Annotated in this window: 14 protein-coding genes; all 14 read left to right on the plus strand. The window is 69.8% G+C overall.

All coding sequences use genetic code 11. The annotated features are described in order from the left end of the window. The 14 genes from ACQEU6_RS37515 (at position 1) to ACQEU6_RS37580 (ending at position 14970) form a co-directional block, all read left to right on the plus strand. The gene (locus tag ACQEU6_RS37515; RefSeq protein WP_499338436.1) at positions 1–1239 is read left to right on the plus strand and encodes an MCE family protein; all 1239 of its coding nucleotides are present in this window, start codon (positions 1–3) and stop codon (positions 1237–1239) included. Beyond that, positions 1239–2531, plus strand: a complete 1293-nt coding sequence (locus ACQEU6_RS37520; RefSeq protein WP_499338437.1) for an MCE family protein — start codon at positions 1239–1241, stop codon at positions 2529–2531. Before ACQEU6_RS37515 ends, ACQEU6_RS37520 begins: the two co-directional genes overlap by 1 nt. Position 2532: 1 nt before the next feature. After that, positions 2533–3783 carry an MCE family protein gene (locus tag ACQEU6_RS37525; RefSeq protein WP_499338438.1) on the plus strand — a complete coding sequence of 417 codons (1251 nt, stop codon included), beginning with the start codon at positions 2533–2535 and terminating at the stop codon, positions 3781–3783. Then, positions 3780–4337, plus strand: coding sequence for a hypothetical protein (locus ACQEU6_RS37530; protein WP_499338439.1), 558 nt, complete (start codon positions 3780–3782; stop codon positions 4335–4337). Before ACQEU6_RS37525 ends, ACQEU6_RS37530 begins: the two co-directional genes overlap by 4 nt. Then, positions 4334–4927: a hypothetical protein gene (locus ACQEU6_RS37535; protein ID WP_499338440.1), complete on the plus strand. Its 594-nt coding sequence runs from the start codon at positions 4334–4336 to the stop codon at positions 4925–4927. Before ACQEU6_RS37530 ends, ACQEU6_RS37535 begins: the two co-directional genes overlap by 4 nt. Before the next feature lie 20 nt (positions 4928–4947). After that, positions 4948–5709: a hypothetical protein gene (locus tag ACQEU6_RS37540; protein WP_499338441.1), complete on the plus strand. Its 762-nt coding sequence runs from the start codon at positions 4948–4950 to the stop codon at positions 5707–5709. Between the two features lie 18 nt (positions 5710–5727). Beyond that, on the plus strand, positions 5728–6279 hold the full coding sequence (locus ACQEU6_RS37545) for a hypothetical protein (protein WP_499338442.1): 552 nt from the start codon (positions 5728–5730) through the stop codon (positions 6277–6279). Between the two features lie 187 nt (positions 6280–6466). Continuing rightward, complete coding sequence (locus ACQEU6_RS37550; RefSeq protein ID WP_499338443.1) at positions 6467–7171, plus strand: hypothetical protein; 705 nt, start codon at positions 6467–6469, stop codon at positions 7169–7171. Positions 7172–7206: 35 nt separating this feature from the next. Further along, positions 7207–7650, plus strand: coding sequence for a hypothetical protein (locus ACQEU6_RS37555; protein ID WP_499338444.1), 444 nt, complete (start codon positions 7207–7209; stop codon positions 7648–7650). A 282-nt stretch (positions 7651–7932) separates the two neighbouring features. Then, a complete protein-coding gene (locus ACQEU6_RS37560) occupies positions 7933–8622 on the plus strand; it encodes a hypothetical protein (protein WP_499338445.1) in 690 nt (229 codons plus the stop codon). Between the two features lie 79 nt (positions 8623–8701). Then, positions 8702–10828, plus strand: coding sequence for a hypothetical protein (locus ACQEU6_RS37565; protein ID WP_499338446.1), 2127 nt, complete (start codon positions 8702–8704; stop codon positions 10826–10828). Between the two features lie 458 nt (positions 10829–11286). Then, positions 11287–12087, plus strand: coding sequence for a hypothetical protein (locus ACQEU6_RS37570; RefSeq protein WP_499338447.1), 801 nt, complete (start codon positions 11287–11289; stop codon positions 12085–12087). A gap of 143 nt (positions 12088–12230) precedes the next feature. Further along, the gene (locus ACQEU6_RS37575; protein WP_499338448.1) at positions 12231–13430 is read left to right on the plus strand and encodes a PucR-like N-terminal domain-containing protein; all 1200 of its coding nucleotides are present in this window, start codon (positions 12231–12233) and stop codon (positions 13428–13430) included. A gap of 250 nt (positions 13431–13680) precedes the next feature. After that, a complete protein-coding gene (locus tag ACQEU6_RS37580; protein ID WP_499338449.1) occupies positions 13681–14970 on the plus strand; it encodes a PucR-like N-terminal domain-containing protein in 1290 nt (429 codons plus the stop codon). Positions 14971–15073 lie beyond the last annotated feature (103 nt).

Genomic DNA, 15073 nt, shown 5'->3' on the forward strand with positions numbered 1-15073 from the left:
ATGGCGTCCCCCTCGACGCGCCCGGTGAAGCTGCCGAAGCTCGGCTCGCCGATCCGCGACCACCGGACGCGGGTGCTGCAAGCGCTCATCACGGTCTTCGTCCTGCTGGTCGCGATCGCGCTGGTCCCCTTCCTGAGCGGCGGGCCGACGCACCGGATCACCGCGTACTTCGCCACCGCGATCGGCGTCTACCCCGGCTCCGACATCCGCGTCCTCGGCGTGAAGGTCGGCTCGATCGACTCCGTCGAACCGCTCGGCGACAAGGTCAAGGTCGAGATGCGGGTGGACGACGACGTCGACGTCCCCGCCGGCGCCCGCGCCATCGTCATCGCGCCGAACCTGGTGTCGGACCGGTACGTCCAGCTCGACCCCGCCTACAACGGCGGCCCGAAGATGGCCGACGGCGCGTCGATCGATGTGAGCAAAACCGCGACCCCGCTGGAACTCGACCAGCTCTACGCCGCGGTCCGGAAGATCTCGGGCGACCTCGGCCCGCGGGGGCTGAACGCGCAGGGCGCCCTGTCGGACGTCATCCGGGTGGGCGCCGCCAACCTCGGCGGCAACGGACAGGCGCTCAACACCATGATCTCCAACCTCGGCAAGGCGTCGCAGACCCTCGCCGACAACAGCGGCGACCTGTACGCGACCGTCGCCAACCTCAACAAGTTCAGCGAGATGCTCCGCGCCAACGACGGGCAGATCCGCCTCGCCGAGAACCAGCTCGCCGAGGTGAGCGGGTTCCTCGCCGCCGACCGCGACGAGCTCGGCGCGGCCCTGCGCAACCTCGCGCGGGCGCTCGCCGAGGTGAAGGGGTTCATCCAGGACAACCGGGCGGCGCTGAAACGGAACGTCGGCAAGCTCACGGACGTCACCCAGGTCCTGGTCGACCAGCGGGCGTCCCTCGCCGAGCTCATCGACACCGCGCCGCTGGTGACGCAGAACGCCCTGAGCGCCTACGACCCGAAGACCCGGACGCTGATGGCGCGCGGCAACCTCCTGGAGATCACCAAGGCGTTCGGCAGCCTGGACCAGCCGGGCGTCGACCCGATCGCCGCCGACCAGCGGCCGGTGTGCGCCGCGGCGGCGTCCGCCACGCAGACGCTCCGCGAGCAGTGCGACCGGCTGAAGAGGGGCGGGCTGGTCGCGGTGGCGCCGGCCCGGGAGACCGGCCTGCCGGCGCTGCCGCTGCCGCCCGCGGGCAAGATCTACGCCGGCACCGGCGGGAAGGCGGACCGCTGATGCGCACGCCCAAGCTCGTTGCGGCCCTCGCCGCCGGTGTCGTCCTGACGGCGGGCTGCTCGGTGCGGCTGGAGGACGTCCCGCTGCCCGGCGGCGCCGACCTCGGCGACCACCCCTACACGGTGAAGGTGCGGTTCGAGGACGTGCTGAACCTGGTCCCGCAGGCCGCCGTCCGTGTCAACGACGTCCCGGTCGGGCGGGTGAAGAAGGTGTCGCTGCCGACGGGGGCGTGGCAGGCGGAGGTGACGCTCGTCGTGAACGGCGACGTGCACCTGCCCGCGAACGCGACCGCCAACCTGGAGCAGTCGAGCCTGCTGGGGGAGAAGTACGTCAAGCTCGCCGCGCCGACGACGGCGCCGTCCCCGCAGCGGCTCTCCGACGGCGCCGTGATCCCGGCGTCCCGGACGACGCGCAACGCCGACACCGAAGAGGTGTTCGGCGCGCTGTCGCTGCTGCTGTCGGGCGGCGGGCTCCCGCAGATCCGGACCATCAACCGGGAACTGAACCAGGCGCTGGGCGGGCGCGAGGACAAGGTCCGGTCCGCGCTGCGGAACCTCGACACCTTCACGAGCACGCTCAACCGGAACCGGCAGTCGATCGTGAACGCGCTTGACGGGCTGAACCGGCTGTCGTCCACGGTCAGAGCCCGCAACGGGCAGGTCGGGACCGTCCTGGACGACCTGTCGCCCGGCCTGAAGGTGCTGGAAGAGCAGCGCGGCCGGCTCGTCGAGATGCTGCGCCGGCTGGAGAGGCTCTCGGACGTCGCCGTCAAGACGATCAACGCCAGCAAGGAGGACACGGCCGCGAACCTGCGCTCTCTGGCGGTCGTCCTGCGCAAGCTCGCCGACTCCGGCCGCGACCTGCCGAAGTCCCTGGAGATCCTGCTGACCTACCCGTTCACCGACGAGGCGCTCAAGGCGATCAAGGGCGACTACCTCAACGGCTACGTCACCGTCATCGCCGCCGAGGGCTTCGACTGCGTCGTCCCGCCGGTGAAGGAGGAGGGCCCGTTCGACGACATCGAAGGCGAGGGGGAGAAGCCGGAGGCACGCGCCCTCGCCGCGAATCCCACGGTCGTCGGCCCGCAGCCGCAGCCCTGCCCGGACACCGCGACCGGCCCCGGCTCCGCGGCCACGGCGCCCGCCGTGGGAACCCCCAACCCGGACACTCCCACCCCGAACACTCCCACCCCGGGGACACCGCAACCGGTGGCACCGAGCCGGGCGCCCGGGAACGAGAGTCCGAGCAGCGAGCCCGCCCTTCCGCTTCCGACGCTCGGGGAGGGGAACTGACATGCTGACCCTGGTCACCCGCATCAAGATCGCCGTGTTCGTCGTCATCGCGATCGTCGTGGTCGCCTACATCGGCATCAGCTACGCCGACGTCGGCCGCTACGTCGGGCTGCGCGGGTACTACACCGTCCGGCTCGACCTGCCCAGCACCGGCGGCCTCTTCGAAGGGTCCGCGGTGTCCTACCGGGGCGTCACCGTCGGCAAGGTCGGCAGGCTCGACCTGACGCGGGACGGCGTCATCGCCGAACTCCGGATCGACGACTCGGCGCCGGACATCCCGCGCGACCTCCAGGCGATCGTCGCGAACCGCTCCGCGGTCGGCGAGCAGTACGTCGACCTGCGGCCCCGCGCCGGCGCCGGGCCCTATCTGGAGCAGGGCACCACGATCCCGCGCAGCGTCACCACCACCCCGGCGCCGGTCGACGAGACGCTCAAGAGCGTCAACGACCTCACCGCCTCGCTGCCGCTGAACGACACCAAGATCCTCATCGACGAGCTGGGGCTGGCGTTCGCCGGGCAGGGCCCGCACCTCCAGCAGCTCCTCGACACGAGCTCCCGGTTCATCTCGGCGTCCGACGCGGCGTTCCCCGAATCGCGCGCTCTGATCCACAACGGGGAGGCGGTGCTGCGGACGCAGAACGAGATGTCGGGGGCCTTCAAGGCGTTCGCGACCGACTCCAGCCTGCTCGCGCGGCAGCTCCGCGACTCCGACACCGATCTGCGCGAGCTGATCACGGCCGGGCCCGGCGCGGCGGCCGAGCTGTCCGGCCTGCTCCACGACCTGGACCCGAGCCTCGGCGTGCTGCTGGCGAACCTCCTCACGACCGCCCGCGTGGCCGAGCCGCGCCAGGCCGCGATCGAGGAGATGCTGGCCAATCTCCCGCAGGTCGCGGCGATCGGCCCCAGCATCGTGTCCGACGGCAAGCTCCGGATGGGCCTGGTCACCACGTTCTTCAACCCGCAGCCCTGCACGCGCGGCTACGGCAAGACCAAGTACCGCGACGGCCTCACCCTGTCGCCCGCCCCGTTCAACACCGACGCGCACTGCGCGGAGAGCCCGAGCAGCGGCATCAACGTGCGCGGCACCGCCAACGCGCCGCGCAAGGGCGTCCCGGCGCCGGCCAAGCCGGGCACGCTGAGCGGCCCGGAGGCGACCGGCCTGCTCGCCTCGCTGGGCCTGGCCGGGCTGGCGCAGGAGCAGGCGCCGTCCGGCGACCTCGCCGCCCTCCTCGGGCTCGGGGGTGCGCGGTGACCTTCGTGGCGACCGTGCTGCGCAAGCCGACCTGGATGATCCGCTGGATCCGTCCGGCCGGCTACGCCCTCACGGCCGCCGCCGCGGTCCTTCTGCTGCTGTCGCTCTGGTCTCTGTTCCAGTCCGGGCGGGGCGCCGACCACGACCTCGCCACCGCGCGGGACGACGTGAGCCGGACCGCCGTCCGCGATCTGGCGCTGATCAACAGCATCGACCCCAAGGTGGCGGAGCTGGACATGACGCACTGGCTGGACGTCGCCACCGGCCCGTTCGCCGACGCGCTGAAACGCGACATTCCGGGAGCGCGCGCGAGGTTCGCCGGGCAGAAGGCCCCCTCGCACGGACGGGTCACCGCACTCGCCGTCACCGCACTCGACCGGTCGGCGGGCGAGGCGACCGTCCTCGCCTCGGTCCGGATCTTCACCGAGCCCGCCGGTGACGCCGCCCAGGGCACCGAGCAGCGCAAACGCTACGAGGTCGGGATGCAGAGGGTCGGCGGCGTGTGGAAGATCAGCTCGCTGAAGGCGCCGGCGCCCGGGGGGAGCGGCCCGTGAGCATCACCGAGGAGCGCCCCGCGCGCCGCGACCCCGCCCCGCGGAAGAAGAAGAGGACCGCCCGGCGCACACTCGTCTCCGGACTCAGGCGGGCGGCCGGGCTGGGGTGGCCGGCGGCCCTCGCGCTGGCGCTGTGCCTGTCCGCCCTCGCCGTCGACGGCTGGGCCGGCAGGCGAAGCGAGCGGTCACCGGCCGCCAACCGCGCACTCGTCGACAAGGCCCGGACCGGTGCGGCCGTCGCCGACGTCTCGGCGAAGGTCGCGCGGATCTTCACCTACACCTACACCGACCCGGCGGCGACCGAACGCGCCGCGAACGACGTCCTCACCGGCCGCGCCGTCGGCGACTACCGCGAACTGTTCGGCCTCGTGAAGCAGAACGCGCCGGTCATGAAGCTCGCCCTCACCACGAAGGTCGCGAGGGCCGGGCTGATCAGACTCTCCCGTGACGGGACGGCGGTCCTGCTGGTCCTGCTCGACCAGCAGGCCACCCGCGGCGGCAGGGCGACCGGTCCGCCGGTCGCGGCCCAGCTCATCGTCACGGCCCGCGACGACCACGGCTGGCGCATCAGCGACCTCCGGGCCGCCTGAAAAGAAAGGGTGGATTTCAGGTGACCAAGACCAGGACGAAGACCGCCGACCCGGCGGCCGGCGAGCCCGAGGTCCGGGCGGACGAGCCCGAGACCCCGACCGGCGAACCGCTCGAACCGGAACCGTCCGCGGACCACGCGGCCGAGACTCCAGAGCCCGCGGGAGAGGAGGCCGCCGAGGACCCGGAGCCGTCGCCGTCCGAGAAGGAGACCGGTGAGGCGCCGGCCGCGGGGCCGCCGGCGAAGGACACGGCCGACCGGCCGCGGCGCCGCCTCTCCAAGGATTCGCTGATCCAGGTCGCGTCGCTCGTGACGCTGGTCGCGGCCGGTGCCGCCGCGTGGTTCGGCTGGTCGTACCACGCCGCGTCCGGCGACGACTCGATGGCCTACGCCGCCGAACGCGACCGGGTGCTCGCCGTCGCGGGGCAGGAGATCGTCAATCTCAACACCCTCGACCACCGGCAGGTCGACGCGGGCCTCAAGGTGTGGCAGGACTCGGCGACCGCGCAGCTCTACGACCAGATCGTCCAGGGCCGGGCCCGGCTGAAGACCGAGGTGGAGAAGGCGAAGACGACCAGCACCGCGAAGATCCTCGAATCCGGGCTGACCGAACTCGACTCCCGCGCGGGCAAGGCGGCCGTCATCGCCGCCGTCCGCATCACCATCACCGGTGCCGACGGCAGGCCGGTCGACAACACCCGCCGGTTCGCCGGCCGGCTCACCCGGACCTCGGACGGCTGGAAACTGTCGGCGCTCGGCCAGGCCCCCACCGGTACGCCCTGATCGGGGAGGAGAAAGCGAATGGCAGCGATCACTTCGGCCGGACGGTTCGTCCCCGGAACCGCCCGCATCCGCCTGGTCATTCTCCTTGGGGCGCTGACAATAGCGCTCGGTGGAGTGGCCGCCTGGTCGAACGCTCAGGAGGGCGATCTGACGGGCGCGGCCTCCGCGCAGAACGACGCCCTCAGTGACAATGGCCGTACCGCCGAGGTCAAAGGTCAGGTGACCACGGCCGTTAACACGGTGTTCTCCTACAACTACGCCGACGTGACCAAGACCGAGAAGGCGGCGCAGGAACTGCTCACCGGAAAGGCCGTCCAGCAGTACAACCAGCTCTTCGCCCTGGTGCGCAAGCAGGCGCCGCAGCAGAAGCAGGTACTCACCACGGCGGTCACCGACTCGGCGGTGAAGTCCCTGACCGCTGACCGCGCCCGCCTCCTCGTCTTCGCCGACCAGCGCAACACCCGCACCGACACGAACAAGACGAGCTACTCCGCGGCCGTCTTCGCCGTCGACGCCCTGTACGCCGACGGCAAATGGAAGATCTCCGCCATCGACACCCTCGGCGCCTGACCGCACAGGGGCTCGCCATGGAACGGAGAAGGAACAGCGACATGCGGAGGCGCGGGACTGTCCGAGCACCCTGGTTCCCGGCGGCTCTGACCAGTATGTCACTGGCAGATATCTCTCGATAGGAGAATGGCAGGAATGGATGGTACTGGGTTAGAGAACATCCCCCATGAAGAGAAGTCGGACTGACATGCGAAAGATCACCAGAATGGCCCTGGCCGTCACCGCGGTCACGACCACCGCCACCGCTCTCACCACGACCCCCGCCTGGGCGGACGGTCACAGCGTCTTCATGCCCGGCGTGCCCTCACCCTCCATCCAGCCCATCACCGGAGGAAGCAGCGGTTCCATCGAGGCTGTCACCGCTACCGGCGGGCTCCTGTCCTGCGTCAACACGGCCCTTTCGAAGGCCTTGACGCTGACCGGGGCGGTGAGGGTCGGCACCGGCCTCCCGGAGCCCTCGCCCCTCGGCCAGGTGACGGGTCTGACGTTCGGCAACTGTACGATGGGCGGCTTGCCCGCCTGGGTGACGCCTCAGAATCTACCGTGGACCCTCTCCCTGCCGGGCTTCACCGTTTCGGGAGTCACATCCGCTCAGTTGGGCGGCGTCAATCTCAGGGTGGATATCCCCGGCATCCCGTGCTCTGCGACGTTCCAGGGCTCGACTGCTTCCAACGGACTCATCAACGGTGAGCACACCAACCCGACGAGCGCTGGAGCCGCCAGCACGCTCACGCTGCCGCGCGACAGGCTGACCACCAACCTCGTCGCGACCAGCGTCTCCGTGCAATGCCCCCTCAGCATCGTCAGGTACGGTGACGTTCTCGCGGTCGCCGGCGTGATCGAACTGAGGGGTGTCAACTCCACCGCTAATCAGGGCCCGACCGTCACGTGAGAGCACGACTCAGACCGAAACCGCACCTGGGTGCGGTGGCCGCCTGGTCGAATGCTCAGGAAGGCGACCTGACGGGCGCGGCCTCCGCGCGGAACGACGCCCTCAGCGACAATGGCCGCACCGCCGAGGTGAAGGGCCAGATCGCCGCAGTCGTGAACACGGTCTTCTCCTACAACTACGCCGATGTGGCCAAAACAGAGAAAGCGGCGCAGGAACTGCTCACCGGAAAGGCCGTCCAGCAGTACGACCAGCTTTTCGCGCTGGTGCGTCAGCGGGCGCCGCGGCAGAAGCAGGTACTCACCACGGCGGTCACCGACGCGTTCGCCGTCGACGCCTTGTACGCCGACGGCGAATGGAGGTCTCCGCCCTCGACACCCTCGGTGCCTGATCGCGGACGGGACGGGGTCGGCCGGCGGACGGCGCACCCTGGGCGGACATGCCGGGCGCGAGCACTTCGAGCATCCTGGATTCGACTGTAAGCAGGTGATACTCAAATGGTGATCGAATGCTAAGCGATTGACAATCTGCAGGGTCTTTATGGGGAGCCGAGGGACATGTCAAAGCGGCTCTTGAGAAGTACCCTACTGGCAGGTATATTCTGGTAATAGTACGGCAGGACTGGGTGGTCTTGCGGTGAGGCTGAAGAAGTTCGGCTTCCGGGGTTCTGCTCCCTTCGACCCAGAGGAGTTCGTTCTGTAGAACGCGGTCAGGGTCCCTACGAGTAGAAGAAGAAACCACTCCCTGAAGGGAACAGAACTGACATGCGAAAGATCGCGCAAAAGGCCGTGACCGCTACCGCGGTGGCGGCCAGTGCCATCGCCCTCACCGCGGCCCCAGCCCCGGCCGCCCTGCTCGCCCCCAGCGTCACCATCAACCCCACCGGTACCAACATCGCCATCAGTGCGGTCAACAGCGGGAACATCGTCGGTGCCAACGACCGTACCGGAGTGGCCCTGATCTGCACGGGCCTGAACGCCACGGGCGTCATTCCGAGTGGCGGCAGCGGGCTCCCGTGGGCCCACATCGCCAAGGTGACCAGCGTGACCTTCTCCGGTTGCACGGTTCTCGGCAACCCCGCCACCGTGACGGCCACCGCGTCCGCCGCCAACCCGTGGTGGCTCGACGTCACCGCGGCCACCACGGCAGGGTCGACCCCGGGCCAGCTGACCGGAGTCGACGTTCACATCGTGGTCCCCGCCCTCAACTGCACGGGAGACGCCAACGGCGCCGGCTCTGCCGTCGGTGTCGTCCCTGGCAGTCACATCGACCGCACCTCCCCCACCGCCCCCAGCAAGCTCAAGCTGCCGCCGCCGCCTAACACGGGCGACAACATCCAGATGGCCAACGTCTCCGCGACGTGCCCCTCGTCCATCGCAGCGAACAACGACGACGTCACCATCGCCGGCACGCTCAACATCACGCCCGGCCTGACCGTCCTGGCCACCCCCTGAGACAAGGACACGGCCGCGACCGAAGCCGCACCCGGGCGCTCGTCGCCCGGGTGCGGTTCCCATAGATCAAGGATCTGAGATGCACCAGATGTTCAGAGGCGTCGCACGGCTCGCGGCGCTCGCGGCCCTGGCCGTGAGCGGTGGCGTGGTGGTGGCCGTCCCGCCGGCGATCGCGGACATCGGTGCCGACCTGGGGCTCGTGTGCTCCGGTAAGGCCGGAACATACGACGTGGCCCTGCGGATCGACACGACCGTCCCGTCGTCCGGGACCGTCGGCCAGCCGGTCCAGCTGGGCACCATCAAGATCGACGTCGGTCTCCCCGCTGAGCTGGTCAAGGCGATCGGGGCGAGTTCCCCGGCCGGGGCGTCGACACCGCCGGTGACGGGCGTTGCCCCGTCGCCTGCTCCCGCCCCCGCGCTCGGAGGGGTCGCGGAGATCGAGGTCGCCGTCCGGCAGCCCGGCGATGATCGGCGCGGCGGGTGGCCGGCCTTCGCGCTGGCGTCCGCACCGCCACGTGGTGACGGGGCCGTGCACCTGACCGGCAGCGGGGTGGCGCCGCCGGTGGTCCCCGGATCGCCGGGCGGGCTGTCCTGGTCCGCCGGGAAAGTGGACCTGTCGCTGGTGCCTGGTGACACGACGCCGGAGAAGGACGCGGAACTGGCGCTGCATTGCGCGGCGGAGAAGGAGAGGGTGCTCGGAACCGTACGGGTGGGGCCGAGGAGCGGGACCGCGGCTCCCGGTGCGCCGAGCGCGCCGACCCGTCAGGCCGCCGCCCAGGGCGGGCTCTGTGAGAAGATCCCCGGCGCGGGGACCGATCCGCGGTACGCCATCAACGGCGATTCCAAGTTGATGGAGGTCTACGAGTCCCCGGCGACTCCGGACGGGTTGATGGAGATCCCCTCGCCCGGGACGCTGTACTGCGTCAAAGCCACCGGATTCGTCAACATAAAGAAGACCGGGAACGCCATTCCGGTCGCCCTTGAGAACTCGGTGCGGGCGCCGACTCTCCAGCAAAGCGGAAATGTTTTCTTCGGGCCGAACTACTATGAGGTCCGCGGGTATTTCGTTAATCAGACCTATCCGACCCCCGCGACCGTCCTCGGGTTCGGGTTCATGCCGACGCGCGCGGTGGCGAAGACCATCCCGACCCGTGCGCCTGGATCTGGGCAGACAGATCCGATCACAGGAAACATCCGGGCCATCCAGATGCTCGACCCGTACTCTGCCCTGGAGAACGCGCCTGAGAGACAAGAGCTCCGTGCCAGCGCCTACGTTCGAGTGAAGGCGGGTTCGGCCGAGGTGAACGGGGTCCCCATCGCCTTGGGCGATAAATGCATGACAGGTCCGACGCTCTTCTCCGCGCAGGGGTTCCTGGGGACCCGGAGAAGCGGGCCGACCCAGTACCTCGACGGGCAGACCATCATTGCCAAGGATCTCGAAGTTCCTGCCTTTTCTGGATGCGGGGTGGGAGAAGACATCAGTCCGATCCTCACCGCCACCGTGTCCGGCTCGGGCAACTACGCGAATGCCGCCTCAGGGCGGTGGTGCGATGTCGAAGCCGGAAGTGCCAGTAATTGTGTGAACGGTGCGGGCCCACTTCCCGCTTCCTTCACCGTCAAACCGGGCGGAGACGTCACGGCGGTCGCGAAGCCGTTCGTCCTCGCGCAGGGCGAAGCCCAGCTCAGATGTGATTCGGCGACCATGCGGCTCCATATGGACCGTGGGCACTGGCAGTCGCGCTCCAGGTTGGGCAAGGGCGGCATGACGCTCAAGGGATGCGAGGTCGTGGCACTGGACGGCTCGGTGTACCAGGTGATCGGCGACGTCACCCAAGAAGGCTCGTTGTGGCTCAACGTGCTCTTCGGGGAAACGGGAGACGGAAGGCGTGTGATGAGGCTGAACGGGGTCACGCTCAACGCGGAAGTGGACGTCGACGGCAATCGGTGCAATCTTCGGATCGCCAACACGATGGAGTCGCTCTTCGGTTCCCAGATGGAAGGTCCCGGGGAGATCGTCGGGGCCTATGACAATGCGACCAAGATCTTCTCCATAAAAGATCAGTTCGTGGCGGGGGATGCCTCGGTGCTGAAGGTGTCGCCGGACTCGACGTGCTACATTCCGGGGTTCACGGAGTACTCCCTCAATTTCGACTCGGGGACGGGCGATTTCGTCTTCCCGCGGACGCTGCAGATAACGTCGCCCTGACGGGCCGAGTGCGTCGCTGTGAGGTAGCTGCCCCGACCCGGCCCGAATCCGAACCGGGGGTTCTCAGGACCGGCCGTATCCGCCCGCACCACCCCGGGTGCGATTCGGCCCGGTCGGCTCGCCGCAGGCCAGTTCAGGCCTGCGGCGAGCTGCGGTGGCCCGTGCATGCTCCCCGCCATGCCCCATCAAAGGCCGAGGCTCTTGGAAGAATGCGCGGCCGGTGACAATATCGACCGCCCGCTGAACGCTCAATCTGGCATTCGATACCAAGGCCGGAAAAATCTTCATATTCGTGCGTTGAGGCGTATTGATCGGTCATTGTTTCAGTATTAATCTCCGGTTAGGAATCAAGGATTTCTCTCGGTGGGATCCGCTTCACGGTTCCGCGTCGTCTGGATCACGCTGTGGCCGTCCGGCGCTCTTTGTCCACTTCTCCCGGTACCAGAAAGGACGGACTGGTGAAGTTCACTCGTTTCCGGACACGCAGTTCCCGGCTCGCGCTTCCCGCCGTGGCCGGCGCGGCGGTGCTCGCCTTCGGCATGGCCTCCCCCGCCGCGGCGGCCAACCCGGACCCGATTCCGAGCAGCTTCGACTTCTCCGACTGCCCGCCTCTGCCCGCGGGGGCCAGCCCGTTCTACTCGCGGTGCCAGGTGGCCGTCGTCACCAGCGGAACCTTCAAGGTCGGCAACTTCGACCAGAAGATCACAGAGCCGCTCAGGCTCACCTACGCGAGCACCCTCGACCTCGAGACCTTCGAGACCAAGATCATCTTTGGCGGCCTCAAGGCCCCGAAGATGCTCGTCCAGCCCGGTCTGTTCGGCGACCCGCTCCTGAGTGCCGTGTACGCGCGGGTCGAGTACGCCGGCTCCTTCGAGATCCCGACGACCAGCCACCTCGACATCACCATGGCGGTGAAGGTCCGGCTCATCAACCCGCTCCTGGGGAGCAACTGCACGGTCGGCACGAACGCCAACCCGATCAAGCTGCACCTCACCACGGGCACCACCAGCCCGCCCGCCCCCAACACTCCCATCACCGGGGAGGACCCCACGGTCGCGCGGCCGGACCCGGCGGGCGACGTGCTGCAGGCCAAGCAGGTCGACAACGCGTTCGCGGTCCCCGGCGCCAAGGGCTGCCTTTTCGGTGGCGGCGTCGCCGACTGGCTCGTCAACCAGGTCGGTGGATTCCCGTCGGCGGCCGGCAAGAACGCCATGGTGTCGAACGAGTACATCGTCTCGAAGCAGTACAGCCAGCTCTGACGGCGAGCCCGTCCGACCGGAGCGGTCCGTGCCCGCGGCGATCCCGCGGGCACGGACCGCTCCGGTCGGCTCCCCCGGCTCCCGGACACGAGGAGGATGACATTTTGCCGAGGCTTTTCTCGAACGGTGCGAGGGAGGAGTGAATGACGAGGGCCCTCGTTGGGGGAGGGAGGCGTCCCGGAGCTCTCCCGCCGCAGGTCACCGCCATTCTGACTGCTGAGCTGCCCTCGCTGGCCGAAGAGATCCTCGCGGAGGTCCAGCGGTCGGTGCCCGAGTACGCGCGGCAGGAGGGGATGTCGGAACAGGCCGCGTACCGGATCACCGTCGAGCAGGCCATGGCGGCCTTCGTCGACCAGGTCTCCGGCGGCGGCGACGGCTACGAGCGGCGCGACGAGCTGTGCCGGGAACTCGGTCGCAGCGAGGCCTATCAGGGGCGCACGCTGGACGCGCTGCAGGCGGCCTACCGGGTCGGGGTGCAGGTCGCGTGGCGGCGGGTGGCGGCTGTGGCGCGGACGCGGCGGCTGCCCGCGGAGGTGACGACGCGGCTGGCCGAGGCGCTGTTCGCCTACATCGACGAGCTGGCCTCCCTGTCGGTCGAGGGCTACCTGGAGGTCCGGTCGTCGGCCGACGAGCTGCCCGGCGACCACCGGCGGCTGCTGCGCATGGTGCTCGGGCCCGGCGCGGCGAGCGGCGCGCTCGCCGAGGCCGCCGAGGCCGCCGGCTGGGCGGTGCCCCCCACGGTGACGATGGTCGCGATGCCGGCGCGCGCGCGGTGCGTCCGGGAGGCGATGGACCGCGACGTGCTCGTCGACCTCGCGGACACCGAGCCCCACCTGCTCATCCCCGGCGGATACGGCGCGGAGCGCGCGGCGATGCTGAGCCGCGCCCTGCCCGAGCGCCGCTCCGCGGTGGGGCTGACCGTCCCGCTGGGGGAGGCGGCCGACTCGCTGCGCTGGGCGCGGCGGGCGCTTGCGCTGGTGGAGGCGGGCTTTCTGGAGGATGGCGGCCCCACACTGTGCGAGCGGCACCTGCTGGAGCTGTGGCTGCTCTCGGACGGACCGCTGCTCGACCAGCTCGCCCGCCGGGAACTGGGCGCGTTGGTGGAAATGCCGCGCACCCGGCGTAAGCGCGTGACCGAAACCCTGTGCGCGTGGCTGGACGCGCAAGGGAACGCGGTGGAGGCGGCGCAGAGGCTCCAGCTGCACCCGCAGACCGTCCGGTACCGGATGCGGCAGATCAGCGCGGAATTCGACCGGCAGCTCGCCGACCCGGCGGCGCGTTTCGTGCTGGACGCGGTGCTGCGCGCGTACCGGTTGCGGGAGCGCGGCCCCGCACTGAAATGAGACCGCCCCTTTTGGGCGCTGAATGTGACGACAGGGCCACAGCCTGCCGAATTTACCTTCCCTTTACCTTGCTGGATTTCGTATGATCTAAGTTCAACGTGTTTCAGCTCACAGAGTGCGGAGGGTGCGCGGGGTCCCCGCTCGGCGTGCCCTCGGTGTTGACGCCATATGGCCGATCATCTGGACGACCGGGTGCCCCGCCCGGAATTCCCCTCGTTCGCGATGGCGGTGTCTGGAGGTGTGCTGACCCATGGCACAGCAGACGTTGACGCGGGAGGCGGCGAGTCGCCCGAGCCGGCTGCCGCGCCGGCTCGCCCTGCTGATGCGGCCGGAACTGCCCAGCCTCGCTGGGGAGATCATCGACGAGGTGCGCCGGTCGATCCCCGAGTACGGGCGGCCTCTCAAGGGTCCCTACGTCGAGGCACTGCGCATCGGGGTCGACCGCGCCCTGACCGACTTCGTCGACCGGGTCGCCAACCCGCTGGAACCGAGCGCGCGCCATCGGGAGACCTACCGCAGGCTCGGCCGCTTCGAGGCCCAGGAGGGCCGGACGCTCGACACCCTCCAGGCCGCGCTGCGCATCGGCGTCCAGGTCGCGTGGCGGCGCATCATGAAGGTCGGGCCGCGCCGGCGACTGTCGCCCGAGGTGATGGCCCAGCTCGCCGACGCGCTGTTCGCCTACATCGACGAACTGGCCGCGCTCGCGCTGGAGGGTTACCTGGACGCCCGCCCGGACGGCGAGGCCGAGGCGCACCGCCGCCGCCTGCTGGAGCTCCTGCTCCGCCGCGACGTGTCGTCCCGCGTCCTGGCCGAGGCCGCCGAACGGGCCGGATGGACGCTGCCGGACGAGGCGACCGCCGTCGTGGCCCCGCCCGGCGCCCGGTACGTCCGGGCCGCCCTGGACGAGGACGTGCTCGCCGACCTCACCGCCACCCAGCCGTTCCTGGTCGTACCCGGAAGGGCGACCCCGGAGCGTCGGCGATCCCTGCTCCGCGTCCTGCCCGACCGGCAGCTCGTCATCGGCCTCACCGTGCCGATCGCGGGCGTCGCCGACTCGCTGCGCTGGGCGCGGTGCGCCCTCGGCCTGGTGGAGACCGGTGTGCTCGAGGACGCGCCGGTGACCGACTGCGAGGAGCACCTCATCACCCTCTGGCTGCTCTCCGACCAGGCCCTCATCGGCCAGCTCGCGCACCGCCACCTCGGTGAGATGGACGGCTTCAGCCCCCGGCAGCGCGACCGCCTGCTGGAGACCCTGCACGCCTGGCTGGTGACCCGCGGCACCGCCAACGACATCGCCAGGGAGCTCGGCATCCACCCGCAGACCGTCCGCTACCGGATGCGGCAGGTCGTAGGAGTCCTGGGCGACCGGCTGACCGACTCCGAGGCGCGCTTCGCGATCGAGGCCGTGCTGCGTGCGACGCGGTTGCGCGAACGCGCCGCCCGCCCGCCCGGCACGAGTGCCGGGAATGGCGCCGCCGCGCGGGAACGAGCACCGATTGATAATCGCCCAATATCCGATCGGCGCGATATGAGCACCTGAAACGAACCTTGACCTGCGGGGTTGATTCCCCGAATAGCTGCATGCTTCCATCCAATCCAATGCAATTCGGCGGAGTAGTCGCAATGCGGTGGAGGTGCGTTCG

It is taken from the genome of Spirillospora sp. CA-108201, assembly GCF_050936235.1.
GTDB lineage: Bacteria > Actinomycetota > Actinomycetes > Streptosporangiales > Streptosporangiaceae > Spirillospora.

Excerpts from the sequence above, each read along its gene's own strand:
- ACQEU6_RS37515 (WP_499338436.1), top strand. The coding sequence starts at position 1 with ATGGCGTCCCCCTCGACGCGCCCGGTGAAGCTGCCGAAGCTCGGCTCG.
- ACQEU6_RS37520 (WP_499338437.1), top strand. The coding sequence starts at position 1,239 with ATGCGCACGCCCAAGCTCGTTGCGGCCCTCGCCGCCGGTGTCGTCCTG.
- ACQEU6_RS37525 (WP_499338438.1), top strand. The coding sequence starts at position 2,533 with ATGCTGACCCTGGTCACCCGCATCAAGATCGCCGTGTTCGTCGTCATC.
- ACQEU6_RS37545 (WP_499338442.1), top strand. The coding sequence starts at position 5,728 with ATGGCAGCGATCACTTCGGCCGGACGGTTCGTCCCCGGAACCGCCCGC.
- ACQEU6_RS37550 (WP_499338443.1), top strand. The coding sequence starts at position 6,467 with ATGCGAAAGATCACCAGAATGGCCCTGGCCGTCACCGCGGTCACGACC.
- ACQEU6_RS37560 (WP_499338445.1), top strand. The coding sequence starts at position 7,933 with ATGCGAAAGATCGCGCAAAAGGCCGTGACCGCTACCGCGGTGGCGGCC.
- ACQEU6_RS37565 (WP_499338446.1), top strand. The coding sequence starts at position 8,702 with ATGCACCAGATGTTCAGAGGCGTCGCACGGCTCGCGGCGCTCGCGGCC.
- ACQEU6_RS37575 (WP_499338448.1), top strand. The coding sequence starts at position 12,231 with ATGACGAGGGCCCTCGTTGGGGGAGGGAGGCGTCCCGGAGCTCTCCCG.
- ACQEU6_RS37580 (WP_499338449.1), top strand. The coding sequence starts at position 13,681 with ATGGCACAGCAGACGTTGACGCGGGAGGCGGCGAGTCGCCCGAGCCGG.